The sequence below is a fragment of the Devosia crocina genome, assembly GCF_900116545.1.
Taxonomy (GTDB): domain Bacteria; phylum Pseudomonadota; class Alphaproteobacteria; order Rhizobiales; family Devosiaceae; genus Devosia; species Devosia crocina.
Genome location: NZ_FPCK01000001.1, coordinates 298,666 through 315,958 on the forward strand (window position 1 = coordinate 298,666; position 17,293 = coordinate 315,958).

Consider the following 17,293-nt stretch of genomic DNA (forward strand, 5'->3'; position numbering starts at 1 on the left):
GACCGGCTCCTCCCCCTTCTGAAGGGGGAGGTTGGGTGGGGGTGCCTTTAGGGTGCCCCTCAGTTCCCCTGCACCTGCTCCGCCGTCGGCTCTTTTGCCGCGTTCGAGGCGTCACGCAGCGCCTGGTAAGAACCGAGCCCCCCAAGCATCATCGACACGGTGATGACGAGCACCACGGCCCCCATGGCGAGCAGGAAGATGCGGGTGCGGTTGAGCTTGAAAGGACTCTCTTGCGTCTCGGGCATGGGGCTTCCCAAAAATCATTCTCGAAAAAATCGACGCGGCCACCAAAGGAGCGGGACCGCGACGGCGTCATAAGGCTAAACTACAGCCAAAGAGGCTCCCTGTGCAGGCAAACCTGGTGGGACTGACTGCCGCATCCATTCCCGATCCGCCGGTGACCTTTACCGAGGCCCTGGTGCGGCGTGCCCAGAATGGCGACGGCGAGGCTTTTGCCGAATTGATCGAAGAGCAATATGATCGCATCTATCGCACGGCCTGGCGTTGGTGCGGTAATGGTCATGATGCCGAGGATATCGCCCAGGATGTCTGCGTGCGTATCGGCCAGGCCATTCATGGCTTTGATGGACGGAGCGCTTTTTCCAGCTGGGTTTATCGCATCACCCTCAACATGGTGCGCGACTGGCAGCGCGCCGGCCAGCGCCGCAGCGCCCACGCCGATGCCTATGCTGAGATCGTGCCGACCGCTGAAGCGCCGGCTCAGGAAGATGCCGCGACCGGCAGCCAGCTCTGGTCAGCGGTCCGCAGCCTCCCCGACAAGCAGCGTGATGCGGTGCTTCTGGTTTATGCCGAAGGGCTCTCCCATGCCGAAGCGGCCGCGATCATGGGCATCAAGGAGCCGACAGTTTCATTTCATGTTCACGAGGCCCGCAAGACCTTGAGGGGGCTGCTATGACCGATCACCGCCCAGATCCCTTCCAGTCTCTTGGCCAGACGCCGCCGCCGCCGCGCCCGGATGCGCGCCTCAAGGCGCTCGCCGCCGCGCGCGAAGCCTTTGCCGAGGCGGACGCGAAAAAAACCGAAACCGCAGCCAAAGGAAGTTTTGGAGGTCGTCGTCTCACGTCCATCATCTCGAAACTGAAAGGGTTTTCGATCATGGACATGCGCATCCCCGTCGGCACCGCCGCCATCGCCCTTCTCGTTCTGCCGCTCGGCTACCAGCTCTATTCGACCACCGCGATGACCTCGGTGCCCCCGACGGCTGAAACCCGCTCTCGTCAGGTCGAGCAAGCGCCGCTGGTAGAGCCGGCACCAATGGCCGAGAGCGGCGCAGCGCTCAAGCAGCCCGCGCCTCCGCCATCACCAATGCCCGCTCCGGCGCTGTCCGACCAGGTCGCCATGCCCTCCGCACCGGCTGGCGGCATGCTGACGCGCCAATCCATGGCGGAACTGGCGCCCCCGACGAGCTATGATCTGGAATCAAACCTGGCGCCCGAGCCGAGCGGAGACGAATTCACCAGTTTCGAGGAGCAACGCCTCAAAATTGCCGCCGAGGAACCGGTTTCGACCTTTTCGATCGATGTCGACACGGCCAGCTATTCCTATGTTCGGCGCATGCTGGTCGATGGCTACGTGCCCGAGCGCAACGCGGTCCGCATCGAAGAGCTGATCAACTATTTCCCCTATGATTACCCGGCGGCCCCCAGCGCTGCCGTGCCGTTCGAACCGACGCTCAACATCTTCCCCACGCCCTGGAACGAGGCGACGCAGATCCTTTCCATCGGCATTGCCGGTTACGTGCCGCCTGCCGAAGAGATTGCGCCGAGCAATCTGGTGTTTTTGATCGATTCCTCCGGCTCTATGGAGTCGCACGACAAGCTGCCGCTTCTCAAACGCTCCTTTGCCCTGTTGCTCGATCAACTCTCGGACGACGACACCATTTCGATCGTCGCCTATGCCGGCTCGGCCGGCATCGTGCTCGAGCCGACTGCAGCAAGCGAAAGGGCAAAAATCCTCGCCGCGCTCGATCAGCTTTCGGCAGGCGGCAGCACGGCGGGCGCAGACGGGATCGAACTCGCCTATCGCCTGGCCGAGGAAAACCGAGCAGCCGGCACCAACCGCATCCTTCTTGCCACCGATGGCGATTTCAATGTCGGGATCGACGATCCCGAGGCGCTCAAGGACTTCATCGCCGGCAAGCGCCAGTCCGGCATCAGCCTCTCCGTGCTTGGCTTCGGCCAGGGCAATCTCGACGATGCGACCATGCAGTCCCTGGCCCAGAACGGGAATGGCAATGCCAGCTATATCGCCAATTTTTCCGAAGCGCGCAAAGTGCTGGTCGAGGAAGTCGGCGGCACGCTCCACACCATCGCCCAGGACGTCAAGATCCAGGTCGAGTTCAATCCGGCCGTGGTCTCGGAATATCGTCTGATCGGCTACGAGACGCGCCATCTAAACCGAGAGGATTTCAACAATGATGCGGTGGATGCCGGCGATGTCGGAGCCGGGCACACAGTCACCGCGCTTTACGAAATCACTCCGGTCGGCTCAGGCCAGGTCGATCCCTTGCGCTATGGCACAGCAGAGGCAAACTCGGGCGATGGGGACGAAATCGCCTTTCTCAAGATGCGCTACAAGCTGCCGGGGGAAAGCGTCAGCCAGTTGATCGAGCAACCGGTGACGGCCGATATCAGCCATGACGACATCGCCCTTGCCGGTCCCGATGCCCAGTTCGCCGCAGCCGTCGCCGCCTTCGGCCAAAAGCTCAAGGGCAGCGTTTATGGCTCGACCATGTCCTGGGACGAGATCCGCGCCCTGGCCCAGGCGGGCAGGGGTGAAGACCAAGGCGGCTACCGCGCCGAATTCATCCGCCTCGTCGACCACGCGGCAATGCTCAAGCGGGATGGGGAATAACCCCCTCACCCGTCTCGGGCTTCGCCCGATCCACCCTCTCCCCAAGCGGGAGAGGAATGGTGGCCCCCTCTTGTTCTTCTCCCTCTTGGGGAGAAGGTGGCGCGCAGCGCCGGATGAGGGGGAAACGTTAAACCAGCGGCTTCAGCCCGCGCTCGATCGCTTCGCGCTGATCCTCGAGGAACGGCGGCAGCGATAGCCGTTCGCCGAGGCTCTCCAGCGGCTCGTCCGCGGCAAAGCCGGGCACGTCCGTCGCGATCTCGAACAAGACGCCATTGGGCTCCCGGAAATAGAGCGAGGTGAAGTAGAACCGCTCGACTTCCCCCGATGAGCGAATGCCAAAGCCGTTCACGTGGCTGATCCATTCGCGCAAGCTGTCCTGATCCGGGGTGCGGAAGGCGACGTGGTGCACCCCGCCGGCGCCGGGCCGGGCGCGCGGAAGGCTCGGATCGACCGAAACATGCAGTTCGGCCGCCGGTCCGCCCGGACCCATTTCATAAACGAACACCTCGCTGTTGCGCTCGCGCGCCGCATAGTGGCGCACCTGGCGCATATTCATCACGCGCGTCAGCATGGCGTCGGTTGGCTCGAGCTTGGGCACCGAAAGCGTGATCGGACCGAGCCCGATGATCTGCTTGTCTTTCGGTACGGGCGACTTGGCCCAGGGAATGACCTTGTTGGCTCCATCAACCACGAGACGGAAGCGCTGGCCCTCGAAATCCTCGAAATCCATCGAGACATGGCCAAAGCGTTCCTTGATGCCGCTTGTCCAGACCTGATTGGCCTCGAGGTGCTCCTTCCACCAAAGGAGCGTTTCCTCGCTGTCGACGCGCAGGCCCGTGCGGCTGGCCGTGTGGTTGCCGCGCTGCTCGCGCAGGGTGGGGAAATCGAAAAAGGTCAGGTCCGCGCCGGGCGAAGCGACGCCATCGCCATAAAAAAGATGATAGGCGGTGGTGTCATCCTGGTTCACCGTCTTCTTGATGAGCCGCATGCCCAGCGCCTGGGTATAGAATTTGAGATTGCGCGGCGCGTCGGCGGTCACGGCCGTCAGATGGTGGATGCCGCCAAGTTCCAGGGTCATGTCAGGTCTCCCGATGTCTGCGGCACTGCCGCGATGCTGAGGAGAATGTAGGGGCACATGAGGCGCAACGATAGCGGCACGCCAGCGACGCATTGGTGCCGATTGTTGAACGGTCAGAAACAAATGGCCGCATCCTTCGATGCGGCCATTCGACGATTTGGGTGATCGCGCCTTAGAACTCGACGGAGGCCGAGACCTTGAAAGTGCGGGGTGCGCCGGCAGCAAGGAAGCCGCGAGCGGACGAAGCCCAATAGCTCTGGTCGAAGACGTTTTCGATCGCCGCCTTGAACTCGACCGGCTTGCCATGCGGGCCTTCGGTCTTGTAGCCGACGCCGACGTCGAACCGGGTCCAGTCCTCGATCTTCTGGGTATTGGCCTGATCGTAATAGGTCGAGCCGCCATAGATCATTCGGCCGTTGACGCTGAGGCCTTCGGTGATGAAGGGCAGGTCGTATTCGCCATAAAGGCTGAGGGCGACCTGCGGCACGCCGGGAACCAGATTGCCATCGAAGGTGCCATTCGCGGTCGAAGCAAGGCGGGCATCCATCAGGGTCAAGCCACCCAGAAGACGGAGGCCCTCCATCGGTTCACCCGAAGCGGTCAGCTCGATGCCGCGATTGACCTGGAGGCCGTTGAGCCCGAAGGCCCCGCCGGGAATGGTATAGCCGTTGGGCTGCTCGATCTCGAAGAGCGCTGCCGTCAGCAGCACGGCGCCGGTGTCATATTTGAAACCGATTTCGCGCTGGGTGTTGACGAGCGGGGCAAAGATTTCACCGCTATTGGTTGCCGCTGCCGGAGCGATCGGGCCTTCGGTCAGCGCCTCGACATAGTTGCCATAGACAGTGAAGGCATCGGTGACGTTGAAGGCCGCCGCGACGGCCGGGCTGAAGCGCCCATCTTCATAGAAGTAGTTCTGGACGCCGAGCGGCCCGCGATCGGGGCGGGTGTTGAAGCTTTCCGAGGTCATCGCCTGATAGCGCCCACCAAGTGTGAGGTGGAAGCGATCGTCGAAAAAGCTCATCGTGTCGCTGACAGCAAAGCTGGTGGACAGCAGGCTCGCAAAGAGCGGCAGATCGTCCGAGGTCGGCAGGCTTGCGATGTCGACCGAACCATTGGGCAGGAATACGGGGTTGTAGATATTGTTCAGATACGTTCCGGGCAGCCGAACCGAACCGGGCGCAAAGCCGCCGCGATAGTTCTCGTTGAGCGAACGAGACAGCGAGACGCTCAGCTGATGGCGGACCGGGCCGGTGTCGAACTGGCTGCGCACGCCGATCTCGCCCGAAAAGCCCTGGATCTGCTGGGGCTGGATGGCAAGGGTCGATTCAGCGGTGCCATCGGGGTTGATGATGCGGTGCGAGGAGGACAGGAAGTCCTCGCGATACCGGCTCATGCCGCCGGCCGCGTAAATCGTGGTCGTGGGCAGGATGTCGAATTCCACCCGGCTCGCGATCATGTTGTGGTGGCTGTCGTGATATTCGAACGGGCTCGAAAGATTGATTTTCCCGTTGGGCGCGCCGGGAATTTCGATCCCGGGAGCGGCCGCGTTGAACAGCGAGGTCGGTGCATCGATGTTCTGGGTCGAGTGATTGAGATCGAGCGAAGCGCGCAGGCGTTCACCGCGATAGTCAAGCCCGAGCGCCAGGACGCCGAGTTCGGCCGTGTTGTGGTCGTAAGCAGTGTCGCCATTGCGATAGGAGCCGTTGAAACGGATGCCCCACTCGTTCTGCTCGCCAAAGCGGCGCCCGAAATCGAGATGCGTGCCGAACTGGGAATCACTGTTATAGCCGACCGTGACCCTGGTCAGTGGCTCGTCGGTGCCGCGCTTGGGGATCAGGTTGATGGTGCCGCCGATGCGGCCGACACCGCCGTTGACCAGCGCCGATGGGCCTTTGAGGATTTCGACCCGCTCGATGCCTTCAAGGAAGCTACGGCGCGGATTGACGAGATAGAAGAGCCCGTCATAGCCGGTGTCGAGATTGGTGACCGAGAAGCCGCGAATGAAGAAGGCATCGCGCTCGCTGAACGGGGAGGCGTCGTTGCGCACGGAGGGGTCGTTGAGCACAACGTCGCCGATAGTCCGCGCCTGCTGCGCCTCGATCAAATCCTGCGTATAGCCGGTGACCGAAAAGGGGGTGTCGATAACAGGACGATTGCCCAATGCGCCAAGCGTCGTGCCCGTGGCGATCTGACCGCCGCTATAGGCAACCGGCAGTTCGCCGACCGTACCGGTGCCCGCGCCGACCGTTGCGCCGCGCTGGATGACGAGACGATCCAGCTGCGTTGCGCCCGCTGGCAAGGCGTCGGTCTGCTGTGCGCTGGCCGCAGCCGTCAGCAAGACAAATAGCGACACACCGGCCCAAACCGAACGCTGTCCTCTCCATCGTGGAATTGACATTCTGGAACCCCCAAATGAACAATCTAACTTTCGCCACATCTCAAACTTGACATTAGGAGTCAAGTCTTGTTGAACCCGTTTCGACACCCCAGGCCATTGTCCGGCTTGGCAAATTTTGAGCGGGAGCTTAACCGATGCCTCTTCGTCACACTTGTGCAGTTCTGGCAGGCCTGGCGATCGGTTCGATAGCGGCGACAGCGGTCATGGCGCAATCGGCTGGGTCCGACCTCGACCACATGCTCAGCCAGAGCCATCAGGTGGCGCTCGATTCCGCCTCCGGCTCCGCTCCCCTCGGCCAGGCGCTCCAGATCGCCCAGGCTGTCACGGCCGCAGCGCCGAGCCTGCCCAATGGCGCGTCCTCGATCACCGAGATCTTTGGCGACTGGACGGTCAATTGCGCTGTGCGTGGCACCGAAAAAGCCTGTGCGGCAAGCCAGGTGCAGGGCGATAGCCAGACCGGCCAGCAGGTCTTTGCCGTGGAACTGCAAACGCGGGAGGATGGCGGTGTCGGCGGCGTCATGATCCTGCCCTTCGGCCTCGATGTGCGTGCGCCGGTCAGCTTCATGCTGGATGATGTGGCTTGGGGGTCGGGGGCTGCATTCACCACATGCATGCCCGGCGGCTGCATCGTGCCTGTTGCCTTTCCGGCGAGTGAGCTGGATGCGCTGCGGAAAGGCACGGCGTTGACCGTCACTGCCAACAGCATTTCGACGAGCGCCGATGCGCCCCAGTTCACCGTTTCTCTCGCCGGTTTCACGGCAGCCACCAACCGGGTGACGGAACTCAGCCGATAGCGGGCACGCTGTTCTCCTCGCCACTCCTGCACTATAGTGGGGCAATCGGTAGCGGGAACCCGGGCATGAAAACGGACAGCAATCACCGTATTTTCGGCATGACCGTGGCCAGCGTCTATCCCGCTTACCTCGCCAAGGCTGAACGCAAGGGCCGCAGCAAGGAGGAGGTCGACACGATCTTCCGCTGGCTCACCGGCCACACCGCCGAATCCCTCCGGGAGGAACTCGACAGGGGAACCACCTTCCGCGATTTCTTTAGCCGCGCTCCCGCCATGAACCCGGCGCGCACCCGGATCACCGGCGTCATCTGCGGCGTCCGCGTCGAAGATATCGAGGATGCCAACATGCGCGAGATCCGCTACCTCGACAAACTCGTCGACGAACTCGCCAAGGGCAAAGCCCTCGAAAAAATCCTCCGCCACTGAAGCGCTCTACCGCCTCTATTCTTCTCCCTCTCGGGGAGAAGGTGGCGCGCAGCGCCGGATGAGGGGCCTTGGTGCAAGCACAAGCATCCCCCTCACCAATCCGGCTGCGCCGGGCCACCTCTCCCCGAGAGGGAGAGGAACAAGAAAGATCATCCACACCTCACACGCCCACCATCTCACCTCTCCCTCTAGGGGAGAGGTCGGCCCAAAGGGCCGGGTGAGGGGGCTTGCGACCAAACCAGTATTCCCTCTCCCATCACGTTTCATCGAGACATGTCTTTTTCACATGCACCAGCCGCGCATTCCCCTTATGTAATCAGAACAAAGGATGAACGCATGGTTGCCCTCTCACTCACGCGAAAGCTTGCCGTTCTCGCCGATGCGGCAAAATACGATGCGTCCTGCGCCTCGAGCGGATCGGAAAAGCGCGACAGCACCACAACCGGCGGCATTGGCTCGACCGAAGGCAGCGGCATCTGCCATTCCTATGCGCCCGATGGCCGTTGTATCTCGCTGCTCAAGCTGCTGCTGACCAATTTCTGCATCTATGATTGCGCCTATTGCATCAATCGCTCGTCCTCCAATGTCGAGCGGGCGCGCTTCAGCGTTGAAGAGGTCGTCCAGCTCACCCTCGATTTTTACAAGCGCAACTATATCGAGGGCCTGTTTCTTTCCTCGGGCATCATCCGCACGCCCGATTATACGATGGAGCAGATGGTCCGGGTTGCCCGGACCTTGCGCGAAACCCATCTTTTCGCCGGTTACATCCATCTCAAGATCATCCCCAATGCGGCGCCCGAATTGCTGGCGGAGGCCGGCCGCTGGGCCGATCGCCTCTCCACCAATATCGAGCTGCCGACCGATACCGCGCTCGAGCAGTTCGCGCCGGAAAAGCGACCCTCCGAAATTCGCACCGCCATGGCGCGCCTGCGCGGCAAGCTTGATGAAACGGTGGAAGACAAGAAGCCGAGCAAGGCCAAGCCGCCCAAGTTCGCTCCGGCCGGTCAATCGACGCAGATGATCGTGGGCGCGGACAAGGCCGATGATGCCGCCATCCTGACGCGCGCCGCCGGCCTTTATTCCGGATACAGGCTCAAGCGCGTCTACTATTCCGCATTTTCGCCCATTCCCGATGCATCCGCGCGCCTGCCGCTCGCGCCCCCGCCGCTGATGCGCGAACACCGGCTTTACCAGGCTGATTGGCTCATCCGCTTTTATGGCTTCGACGTCCCCGAAATCGTTTCGGGAGGAGAGGCTGGGCACCTTGATCTCGCCGTCGATCCCAAGCTGGCCTGGGCGCTCAAGAGCCGGCAAAGTTTCCCGGTCGATGTCAATCGCGCCGATCGCGAATTGCTGCTGCGCGTGCCGGGACTTGGCGTGCGGGCCGTCGATCGCGTGATCTCGACCCGGCGGCACCATCGCCTGACCCTTGCCGATGTTGCCCGGCTCACTGCGTCGATCGACAAGGTCCGTCCCTTCATCGCCGCCGCCGATTGGTCGCCAGGTGCCATGACCGACGATGCGCGCCTGCGCCAAAGGCTCACGCCCAAGCCCAGTCAGCTTGAGCTGTTCTGATGCTTTCGGTGCGGCTCGAAAAGTTCAACGATTTTGGCGAATGGCGCAACAAGGCGCGCCAGCTCCTTGCCGCTGGCATGAACCCCTCGCAGGTCGTCTGGCGGGTTGGCGCAGAAGACAGCGGGCTCTTCGAAGCGGGTGATGACATGCTGCCCCAGCCGGACGGTCCGATCGGGTCCGTTCCCAGTCAGTTCATCGACCTTGCGCGCGACGTCATTCAGCATGCCGACCCCGAACGCTTCGCCATTCTTTATCGCATGCTCTGGCGACTGCAGAGCGAACCGCACATCCTGCAGAATGCAGCGGATAGTGTTCACCAGATGCTAGCAAAGATGGCCTCTGCAGTGCACCGCGACACCCATAAAATGCGGGCATTCGTGCGGTTCCGGTCCATCATTGTCGAGGGTGAGGAGCGCTATATCGCCTGGTTCGAGCCCGACCACTATATCCTCGAGGCCAATGCGCCCTTTTTTACCCGCCGCTTCTCGGGCATGCATTGGGCCATCATCACCCCCTATGCAAGTGCTTTCTGGGACAAGGATAATCTGCGTTTCGGCCCCGGCGGATCGAAAAAGGATATCCCCGCCGAAGGGGCAGTAGAGGATGATTGGCGCATCTATTATGGCGCCATCTTCAATCCCGCGCGTCTCAAGGTTTCCATGATGAAATCGGAGATGCCGGTCAAATACTGGCGCAACCTGCCTGAAGCCGAGCGCATTGCACCTCTTATCCGCAATGCCCGGCAGATGGAGCAAGACATGATCGCCCGCGCCACGACCCAGCCGCCTGCGCGGCACCTTCGGCAAAAAGCGCGCGAAGTCGAGGCGCCGGAAAAAACCGAACAATTTCAGACGCTTCACGACGTCTCTGAGGCGGTGGACGCCTGCCGCCGCTGCCCTCTTTACGAGCATGCCACGCAAGCCGTCTTCGGCGAAGGTCCGCCTCAGGCCCAGGTCATGTTTGTCGGCGAACAGCCCGGCGATCAGGAGGATCTCCAAGGCCGCCCCTTCATTGGGCCTGCTGGGCAAGTCTTTGACGATGCAATCAAGAATGCCGGAATTGATCGCTCCCGGCTTTATGTCACCAATGCCGTCAAGCACTTCAAGTTTGTTCCGCGCGGCAAGCGGCGCATTCACCAGAAACCCAACACCGGCGAAATCCAGGCCTGCCGCTTCTGGCTTGATCTTGAACGGGAGTTCGTCAAACCCAAAATCGTCGTTGCCCTGGGTGCGACCGCCGCTCAAGCTCTTGTGGGGAAAGCGGTTTCTATATCTAGCACGCGGGGCAGGGCGATCGATCTAGAGGATGGTGCGGTGCTCATCGTCACCAATCATCCCTCCTATCTCCTCCGCATCCCAGATCCTGAAACCAAGGCACGCGAGCGCGAAAAATTCGACGCGGACCTGATGCTGATCAAGTCGATGATGCAGACGCTGGAAAAATAAGTTCTCCCCGGCACCACCGCTTGACAGACCCGCCCCCACAACCTTAGTAAGGCGCCATCGGCCACAGGCCGGCCCTTTGGGGCGGAGTAGCTCAGTTGGTTAGAGCAGCGGAATCATAATCCGTGTGTCGGGGGTTCAAATCCCTCCTCCGCTACCATTCAAACCCTCGGGGAACCGGGGGTTTTGCTTTTTGGGATCAGTGTGCGTTTTCGACTGGGACGCTCTTGGGACGCCGCTAGCGTATCCATCTGTCTCTGGTTACCTCTCCTGTGGATAAACTTGGGGAGGCCAGATACTCGCCGCATGCACCGTCCTCGGCGCCGCCGGCGAGCACTTCGTTTTGTCGTTCCTGCTTCGCCACGGCTTCATTGCCGCCCTGGCGCCGGTCGGCGTGCCTAACTGCGATATAGTGGTGACCAACGACAACGGCGACCGCCATCGCGCCATCCAAGTGAAAACCGGTGTTGAGAAAGGTAGCGGCGGCGGCTGGCAAATGAACGAGAAGCGTGAGGGGAAGTGAAATCGGAAGGGGCTGGGCCGACCCGCTTACCGCAAACTGTCAAATTTGCTCCCGATCGGTCCATGTGGGTTTCGGCGTAAAATGGCGATCGACCGAGCCTCTGCGGTGTTCCGCCGCGGCAGGAAGGTGACCGCGTGCTTAACATGAGCAAATGGCGCTCCTTCGATACCGCGATTTCTGCGTACCTGCGAAGAAGTCCACTTTTTGTTTCTGGATCGGGAGCGAACTGTGGTGCCCACCATCATGCTGCTGGTGCCTGAAGGACTCTAGACCACGAGGTAGTGCCCGCCGGTTCCCGTTGATCGTCGCCTTCTGCGATCTCTCTCAGTGCACAGAGCAGGGCTCGTCTAAGAATTGAGATCTTGGCTAAACATCTCATCGCGCAGCTAGATATAAGCGAAAATGTCTCACCATCTTTGTCCCCTGGAGCGTTTATGAACTCACTTAATGGCTTTGGATTTGTCGCAATTTGGAATGGAATCGCGCCGGCTTACGAGGCGGATTTTAAAGAATGGCATGAGCAAGAGCACATGCCTGAACGACTGGCTATTCCTGGCTTCGAGGTAGGTATGCGCTGGCGCGCAGAACTTTCGCAGAGTGACTACTTCACACTATACCTGCTCGAAAGCCCCTCCGTTGCCTCGTCCGCGGCGTATGTGGAAAGACTAAACGCGCCTACTTCGTGGACGCGCAGAGTTACAGCGAGATTTACCGGAAACGCCCGCTGTGTTGGGCAGATCGTGTGGAGTTCCGGGGAACCATCATCCTCACGGATCGTCGCGGTCCAAATCAACAACGAGATTGTAGAGACAGGCTTAAAAGAGCACTGCGAACGGATCATGGCCATACCAGGAGTGATCGGGTGCCACTACGGACGATCAGATACTGTCACCACAGCAATCTCCACAGTTGAGCGGCAGGGCCGCACGGTGTCGGAGCCAGCGGGCATGGTTGTCATAGCGCTTGATGGAGATGAAGTTTCCGGCTTGGACAGCGAACATCTCACCGCCGCCTTGCCAAGCCAACTCGCCCGCGAGGCTGTCTTTTTTCACCGGGAGTTGGTTATGCCGCGCGCTCTTAGTTGAACGACATCCCTTCACAATGCCTAATCTTCGTCCAACAACATAAGCTCTACGCCCAATTTTTGGGCACAGCAGAACATCTTGTCTATTTTTTGAGAAACTTGGCTTGACACTATGCCCCTGAGAGAGGTTTTCTCGCCATGATAATTCGAAAGGGGAACTCATGAACCGTCATGGTTTGATTATTACCGCAGCTCTGTGTGCTGTGATTGCAGGTGCGCTGCCCGCTGCAGCGCAGCAGTTTACGGCCCGTATCGGCCATTTGGAGTCCGAGCAGCAGCCGCGCCACAAGGGCTTGGTCATGGTCGCTGACCTCGTTAACGAACGCACTGATGGCAATGTGAAGTTCGAGCTCTTCCCGGCCGGTCAGCTTGGGCAGGCCCGTGAGATGAACGAGGGCACCCAACTCGGACTCATTGAAGGCACCGTGTCCCCGGCCGCCTTCCTGGCCGGTTTCAACCCGGCGGTTTCCATCCTCGACGTCCCCTTCCTCTATCCTGCCGATCGCGCTCAGTCGGACGAGATCCGTTCCGGTGCCTTTGGCGATGCAGTGCTGGCGAGCTTTGCGCCGCTCGGCCTCAAGGCCATCACCATCTGGCCCAATGGCCGCAAGTCGATGACCTCCAACGAAGAGATTGCAGCGCTGGAAAACTTCTCCGGCCAAAGCTTCCGCGTCATGGACAGCCAAGTGCTGATCGAGCAGTTCAACGCGGTGGGCGCGTCCGCAATCGCTCTGCCGTTCGGCGAACTCTACACTGCTCTGCAGACCGGCGTGGTCGACGGCCAGGAAAATGCCCTCGATACCATTGCCACCATGAAGTACCAGGAAGTGCAGGATTATCTGCTGATTTCCGAGCACGGCGCCAATGAAGACATCGTTATGTTCAACCAGGCGTGGTGGGATTCGCTGCCGCCAGAATATCAGGCGGTCATCGAAGACGCATTTGACGAAGTCCGCCCGCAGGTGGAGGAACTCAAGGAAGCCGCCCAGGCCACGGCGCTTGAAGCCATCCGGGCCAGCGACATCACCATTAACGAGCTCGACGAGGCTCAGCGCGCCGCATTCCGCGAAGCCATGTATGGCCCCTCGCGCGACGCCTACCTCGCCAATGCCGGTGACGCCGGCCAGGGCATCGTCGACGCCTACGAAACCGCCTACGACGCCGTCGTTGGCCAGTAAACGTTCGCCACATAGCGCGCCGTAAGCACCACTCGGGCGCCGGGGTCTTCATGCTCCGGCGCCCTGTTCGTATCACTGCAATGGGGGATTGGGTCGATGGCCACAAATCCAGATAGCGGCCTCGCCAAGGCCCTGGGGCTTCTGGCCTCGTTTGAGCGGATCGCATTGGCGATCCTGATGCTGGCCATGGTCGGGCTGACCGTCATGGGCGTCGCCGTCCGCGAGATCGTCCCCGCCTATGCCCGCAACGTCTCATGGGTCGACGAAGGCGCCCGCTACATCATGGTGTGGATGGTCTTCCTTTCCCTCGGCCTAGCCCTCGCCGAAGGCCGCCAGATCGCCATGACCAGCTTTCTCGAGAAGATGAGCCCGAAGGTCCAGCTCTGGGTCGGCCGTTTCATCGATCTCTCCGGGCTGGCGCTTTCGCTCTATATCGCCTGGTACGGCTTCGAAATGGCACAAAACGTGGCGCGCACCGGCCAGTTCAGCCCGACGCTGCGCATCCCAGCCGCCATCATCTATTACGCCCTTCCCGCCGGTTTCCTGCTGCTCGCGCTCCGCTATGGGCTGAGCCTGTTCGGCCTTATCGATCGTCGCGCCAATGCCGGAGCCGCTCACTAAATGATCATCGCAGCCATCGTACTGGGCTCCCTGGCCTTCCTGTTCCTCGGTTTCGAAATGCTGATCGTGCTCGGCATTCCGGGCATCCTGACCAAGGAATTCTTCTATTCCACCATTCCCAACATCATCTATGGCCAGCGCATCGTGGGGGGCATCAACCACTCGACGCTGCTCGCCATTCCATTCTTCATCTTCGCCGCCGAGATTATGTCGAAGGGCTCGATCGCCCGCTACCTGACGCAAATGGTCGGCGCGTTTCTGGGCCATCGCCGTGGTGGCATGGGCCTGACGACGGTGGCCACCGCTGCCGCCTTCGGCTCTGTTTCGGGCTCGGCCCCTGCCACGGTCGCGGCACTGGGCGGCATCGTTTATCCCGAGCTCAAGCGCCAGGGCTATTCGGACAAGTTCTCGCTCGGCCTCATCGTATCCTCGGCTGAAGTGGCGCTATTGATCCCGCCCTCGATCACGCTGATCATCTATGCCTGGCTCACCGGCACGTCGGTGGCGTCGCTGTTTGCTGCGGGCCTTGTGGTCGGCGTCTTCCTTTCGGCGGTGTTCTGCCTTTACGTGCTGTTCTACGCCTTCCGTAACGACATCAAGGGCGATCCCCGCATGCCCTGGCGCGAGCGCGCCAAGGTCATGCAGCGCGGCCTCTGGGCTCTGGGCTTGCCTGTGGTCATGCTGGGGGGCATCTATACGGGCGTTTTCACTCCCACCGAAGCGGCGGCCGTCAGCGTTGTCTATGCGCTCCTGGTGGAAATGGTGGTTTATCGCCATATGGGCGTCCGCGACGTCGTTCGGGTCGCGACCGGCGCTGCCATTACCACCGGCACCATCTTTGTGCTGCTCGCCATGGGCTCGATCGTTGCCTATTTCATCACCCTGGCGCAATTGCCAACGCTGGTGATCGACTTCCTCGCCGCCATCGACGCCAACTGGGTGGTATTCCTCCTGATCGTGAACCTGCTGTTCCTTGTGGCCGGCATGTTCATCGATCCCAACTCCACCATGCTGATCCTGGTGCCGGCGCTTTATCCGGTGGCCGTCAGCTTCGGCATCGATCCGGTGCACTTCGGCATCATCGTGACGCTCAACACCTGTATCGGCATGATCACGCCGCCCTTTGGGCTCGACATCTTCGTGGCGGCCTCAACGTTGGGTGAATCCGTCGTCAAGATCATCAGAGGCATCACGCCATTCATCATCGTGAACCTCATCGCTCTCGTGATCATCAGCTATCTGCCGGATATCTCGATGTTCCTGCCGCGCTTGCTGGCCCCTTAAGAGCCGCACAGTAGGCAACAAAAAGGGCCGTCCCCGGACGGCCCTTTTTTTGACGGCAGCCTTTTTGGCGCGCCTGCATCGAGCCCAACCGCAAAACAAAACCCTCCCGCAAAGGGGAGGGTCTGCAAGCACGATTGCTGTCGAGAGCTGCTCCTCAGAAGCCGATCAGGCCGTTGCCGGCGCGAATTCCGAGATGCCGCCATGAGCGGCCGACCAGGTTGCTGGGTCTTTGAGGAAGCTTTCCACTTCGTTCAGCGTGCGCTCGTCAAAGTGTCCTGCTTCCTTGGCGGCATCGAGGATATCCCACCAAGTGGCCAGGTAGTGTAGCTCGACACCGAGTTCCTTCATCAGCTCGTGGCTCTTGGGGAAGATGTCGTAATAGAACACGACAAAGCAGTGGTCGACCTTGGCGCCGGCCTTGCGCAGCGCATCGGCGAACATGACCTTGGAGCGGCCATCGGTGGCCAGGTCTTCCACCAGCAGCGTGCGGGCCCCGGTCACCACTTCGCCTTCGATCTGCGCATTGCGGCCAAAGCCCTTGGCTTTCTTGCGGACATACTGCATCGGCAGCATCAGCTTGTCGGAAATCCAGGCGGCAAAGGGAATGCCGGCGGTTTCGCCGCCGGTAATGACGTCGATCGACTCGTAGCCGATCTCGGTCGCGATCGTGTGAGCGGCCAGGTCCATCAGCTTGGAACGCAGACGCGGATAGGAGATCAGCTTGCGGCAATCGACATAGACTGGGCTCGCCCAGCCTGAGGTGAAGACAAAGGGATGATCAGCGTTGAAATGGATCGCATTGATCTCGAGCATCATCCGGGCGGTCTGTCGGGCGATGGCTTTTTTGTCGTCGCTGAGGCGGATCGTGCTCATGAGTGTTCCTTCATCTCTTTGTCATGCGGTCGCGCGAAATCGCGGCCGCCGGAAGGAAGTCCAGCGCCGCCCGGTGCGGTCAATGTCGTGTGCAACCGGTTCGCTATAACCCTGCGTTCAGCGCCCAGTCAACTCGCTCGCCCGCAAACAGCGGGACAATCTCGCGGTCTTCAACGGAAACGCTGGCAGGTACGGTCCACGGCCGTTCTTCGTAGGTGACGCGCGTTTCCGATGGCGCAAAGCCGTAAAAGGCCGGGCCATTAAGGGAAGCGAAAGCCTCGAACCGGTCGAGCGCGTCTTCTTCGGCAAACACCTGGAGATAGGCCTCAATGGCAACAGGCGCTGAGAAGACCCCAGCGCAGCCGCAGGCATTTTCCTTGAGGTGCTTGAAATGCGGCGCCGTGTCGGTGCCCAGGAAATAGTTGGGTAGGCCGCTGGTTGCCGCCTTGCGCAGCGCCAGCTGGTGGGTCCGGCGCTTCAGGATCGGCAGACAGTAATAGTGCGGACGGATGCCGCCCTCGAACAGCACGTTGCGATTATAGAGCAGATGCTGCGGCGTGATCGTCGCCGCCAGCCGGTCGCCCTGGCTTGCAGCAAACTGCGCGCCCTGTTCGGTGGTGATGTGCTCCATCACCACCTTGAGGGTAGGGTGCCGGCCGAGAAGCGGCGCCAGGATGTCGTCGATGAACCGGGCTTCGCGGTCGAAGATGTCGACCTCCGGATGCACCAATTCGCCATGCGTCAGCAGCGGCATGCCAGCCTCGGCCATGGCCGCGAACACCGGGTCGAGGCGCTCGACCGAGGTCACGCCATGCGCCGAATTGGTGGTGGCATGGGCTGGATAGAGCTTAGCCGCGGCAAAGATACCGTCGCGCTTGCCGGCGATCAGGTCGGCCGCATCCGTGCTGTCGGTCAGATAGCAGGTCATCATCGGCGTGAAATCCACACCGTGCGGCACAGCTGCGAGGACGCGATCCCGATAGTCCTTCGCCATTTGCGCAGTGGTCACCGGGGGAACGAGATTGGGCATGACGATGGCCCGCTCGAACTGGCGCGCGGTATGCGGCACGACCGATTGCAGCACCGCGCCGTCGCGGAAATGGACATGGAGATCCACCGGTTTACGCAGGGTGATCGATCGCAT

Annotated in this window: 16 protein-coding genes and 1 tRNA gene; 12 read left to right on the forward strand and 5 right to left on the reverse strand. The window is 61.1% G+C overall.

Translation table 11 applies throughout. The features are described 5' to 3' along the window. Positions 1-59: 59 nt before the first annotated feature. On the reverse strand, positions 60-245 hold the full coding sequence (locus BM364_RS01365; protein ID WP_092419886.1) for a hypothetical protein: 186 nt from the start codon (positions 243-245) through the stop codon (positions 60-62). 152 nt (positions 246-397) lie between these two features. Between BM364_RS01365 and BM364_RS01370 the strand changes: the two genes are divergently transcribed. Together BM364_RS01370 and BM364_RS01375 are read left to right on the forward strand one after the other, a co-directional pair. Then, on the forward strand, positions 398-916 hold the full coding sequence (locus BM364_RS01370) for an RNA polymerase sigma factor (protein WP_092423732.1): 519 nt from the start codon (positions 398-400) through the stop codon (positions 914-916). After that, a complete protein-coding gene (locus BM364_RS01375) occupies positions 913-2,874 on the forward strand; it encodes a vWA domain-containing protein (protein ID WP_092419889.1) in 1,962 nt (653 codons plus the stop codon). The genes BM364_RS01370 and BM364_RS01375 overlap by 4 nt, the downstream gene beginning before the upstream one ends. 127 nt (positions 2,875-3,001) lie before the next feature. On the opposite strand, the gene BM364_RS01380 is transcribed toward BM364_RS01375, so the two are convergent. Then, positions 3,002-3,952: a ring-cleaving dioxygenase gene (locus BM364_RS01380; RefSeq protein WP_092419892.1), complete on the reverse strand. Its 951-nt coding sequence runs from the start codon at positions 3,950-3,952 to the stop codon at positions 3,002-3,004. Between the two features lie 172 nt (positions 3,953-4,124). Then, positions 4,125-6,350, reverse strand: a complete 2,226-nt coding sequence (locus tag BM364_RS01385; protein ID WP_092419895.1) for a TonB-dependent receptor — start codon at positions 6,348-6,350, stop codon at positions 4,125-4,127. 134 nt (positions 6,351-6,484) lie between these two features. On the opposite strand from BM364_RS01385, the gene BM364_RS01390 reads away from it, so the two are divergent. From BM364_RS01390 to BM364_RS01435, 10 genes are all read left to right on the forward strand, one after another. Continuing rightward, on the forward strand, positions 6,485-7,144 hold the full coding sequence (locus BM364_RS01390; RefSeq protein ID WP_092419898.1) for an invasion associated locus B family protein: 660 nt from the start codon (positions 6,485-6,487) through the stop codon (positions 7,142-7,144). Between the two features lie 65 nt (positions 7,145-7,209). Next, positions 7,210-7,569: a DUF2200 domain-containing protein gene (locus BM364_RS01395; protein ID WP_092419901.1), complete on the forward strand. Its 360-nt coding sequence runs from the start codon at positions 7,210-7,212 to the stop codon at positions 7,567-7,569. A gap of 336 nt (positions 7,570-7,905) precedes the next feature. Then, positions 7,906-9,144 carry a putative DNA modification/repair radical SAM protein gene (locus BM364_RS01400; protein WP_092419904.1) on the forward strand — a complete coding sequence of 413 codons (1,239 nt, stop codon included), beginning with the start codon at positions 7,906-7,908 and terminating at the stop codon, positions 9,142-9,144. Further along, positions 9,144-10,589 (forward strand): UdgX family uracil-DNA binding protein, encoded by a 1,446-nt coding sequence (locus BM364_RS01405; RefSeq protein ID WP_092419907.1) that lies wholly within the window; start codon positions 9,144-9,146, stop codon positions 10,587-10,589. Before BM364_RS01400 ends, BM364_RS01405 begins: the two co-directional genes overlap by 1 nt. A gap of 80 nt (positions 10,590-10,669) precedes the next feature. Next, positions 10,670-10,746: transfer RNA gene (locus BM364_RS01410), tRNA-Met, on the forward strand. A gap of 183 nt (positions 10,747-10,929) precedes the next feature. Beyond that, positions 10,930-11,109, forward strand: a complete 180-nt coding sequence (locus tag BM364_RS01415; protein WP_092419910.1) for a hypothetical protein — start codon at positions 10,930-10,932, stop codon at positions 11,107-11,109. Positions 11,110-11,471: 362 nt separating this feature from the next. Next, positions 11,472-12,194, forward strand: a complete 723-nt coding sequence (locus tag BM364_RS01420) for a hypothetical protein (protein WP_139232450.1) — start codon at positions 11,472-11,474, stop codon at positions 12,192-12,194. Between the two features lie 160 nt (positions 12,195-12,354). Beyond that, positions 12,355-13,371: a TRAP transporter substrate-binding protein gene (locus BM364_RS01425; protein ID WP_092419916.1), complete on the forward strand. Its 1,017-nt coding sequence runs from the start codon at positions 12,355-12,357 to the stop codon at positions 13,369-13,371. A gap of 96 nt (positions 13,372-13,467) precedes the next feature. Beyond that, a complete protein-coding gene (locus tag BM364_RS01430) occupies positions 13,468-13,992 on the forward strand; it encodes a TRAP transporter small permease (protein WP_092419919.1) in 525 nt (174 codons plus the stop codon). Beyond that, complete coding sequence (locus tag BM364_RS01435; protein WP_092419921.1) at positions 13,993-15,276, forward strand: TRAP transporter large permease; 1,284 nt, start codon at positions 13,993-13,995, stop codon at positions 15,274-15,276. It abuts the gene before it with no gap. Positions 15,277-15,441: 165 nt separating this feature from the next. Here BM364_RS01435 and BM364_RS01440 read toward each other — a convergent pair whose 3' ends face one another. Next, entirely contained in the window at positions 15,442-16,149 is a 708-nt protein-coding gene (locus BM364_RS01440; RefSeq protein WP_092419924.1) for an orotate phosphoribosyltransferase, read from the reverse strand. 103 nt (positions 16,150-16,252) lie between these two features. Further along, a complete protein-coding gene (gene pyrC / locus BM364_RS01445) occupies positions 16,253-17,293 on the reverse strand; it encodes a dihydroorotase (protein WP_092419927.1) in 1,041 nt (346 codons plus the stop codon).

Excerpts from the sequence above, each read along its gene's own strand:
- BM364_RS01365 (WP_092419886.1), bottom strand. The coding sequence starts at position 245 with ATGCCCGAGACGCAAGAGAGTCCTTTCAAGCTCAACCGCACCCGCATC.
- BM364_RS01375 (WP_092419889.1), top strand. The coding sequence starts at position 913 with ATGACCGATCACCGCCCAGATCCCTTCCAGTCTCTTGGCCAGACGCCG.
- BM364_RS01380 (WP_092419892.1), bottom strand. The coding sequence starts at position 3,952 with ATGACCCTGGAACTTGGCGGCATCCACCATCTGACGGCCGTGACCGCC.
- BM364_RS01385 (WP_092419895.1), bottom strand. The coding sequence starts at position 6,350 with ATGTCAATTCCACGATGGAGAGGACAGCGTTCGGTTTGGGCCGGTGTG.
- BM364_RS01390 (WP_092419898.1), top strand. The coding sequence starts at position 6,485 with ATGCCTCTTCGTCACACTTGTGCAGTTCTGGCAGGCCTGGCGATCGGT.
- BM364_RS01395 (WP_092419901.1), top strand. The coding sequence starts at position 7,210 with ATGAAAACGGACAGCAATCACCGTATTTTCGGCATGACCGTGGCCAGC.
- BM364_RS01400 (WP_092419904.1), top strand. The coding sequence starts at position 7,906 with ATGGTTGCCCTCTCACTCACGCGAAAGCTTGCCGTTCTCGCCGATGCG.
- BM364_RS01405 (WP_092419907.1), top strand. The coding sequence starts at position 9,144 with ATGCTTTCGGTGCGGCTCGAAAAGTTCAACGATTTTGGCGAATGGCGC.
- BM364_RS01425 (WP_092419916.1), top strand. The coding sequence starts at position 12,355 with ATGAACCGTCATGGTTTGATTATTACCGCAGCTCTGTGTGCTGTGATT.
- BM364_RS01430 (WP_092419919.1), top strand. The coding sequence starts at position 13,468 with ATGGCCACAAATCCAGATAGCGGCCTCGCCAAGGCCCTGGGGCTTCTG.
- BM364_RS01435 (WP_092419921.1), top strand. The coding sequence starts at position 13,993 with ATGATCATCGCAGCCATCGTACTGGGCTCCCTGGCCTTCCTGTTCCTC.
- BM364_RS01440 (WP_092419924.1), bottom strand. The coding sequence starts at position 16,149 with ATGAGCACGATCCGCCTCAGCGACGACAAAAAAGCCATCGCCCGACAG.
- pyrC (WP_092419927.1), bottom strand. The coding sequence starts at position 17,293 with ATGCGATCGATCACCCTGCGTAAACCGGTGGATCTCCATGTCCATTTC.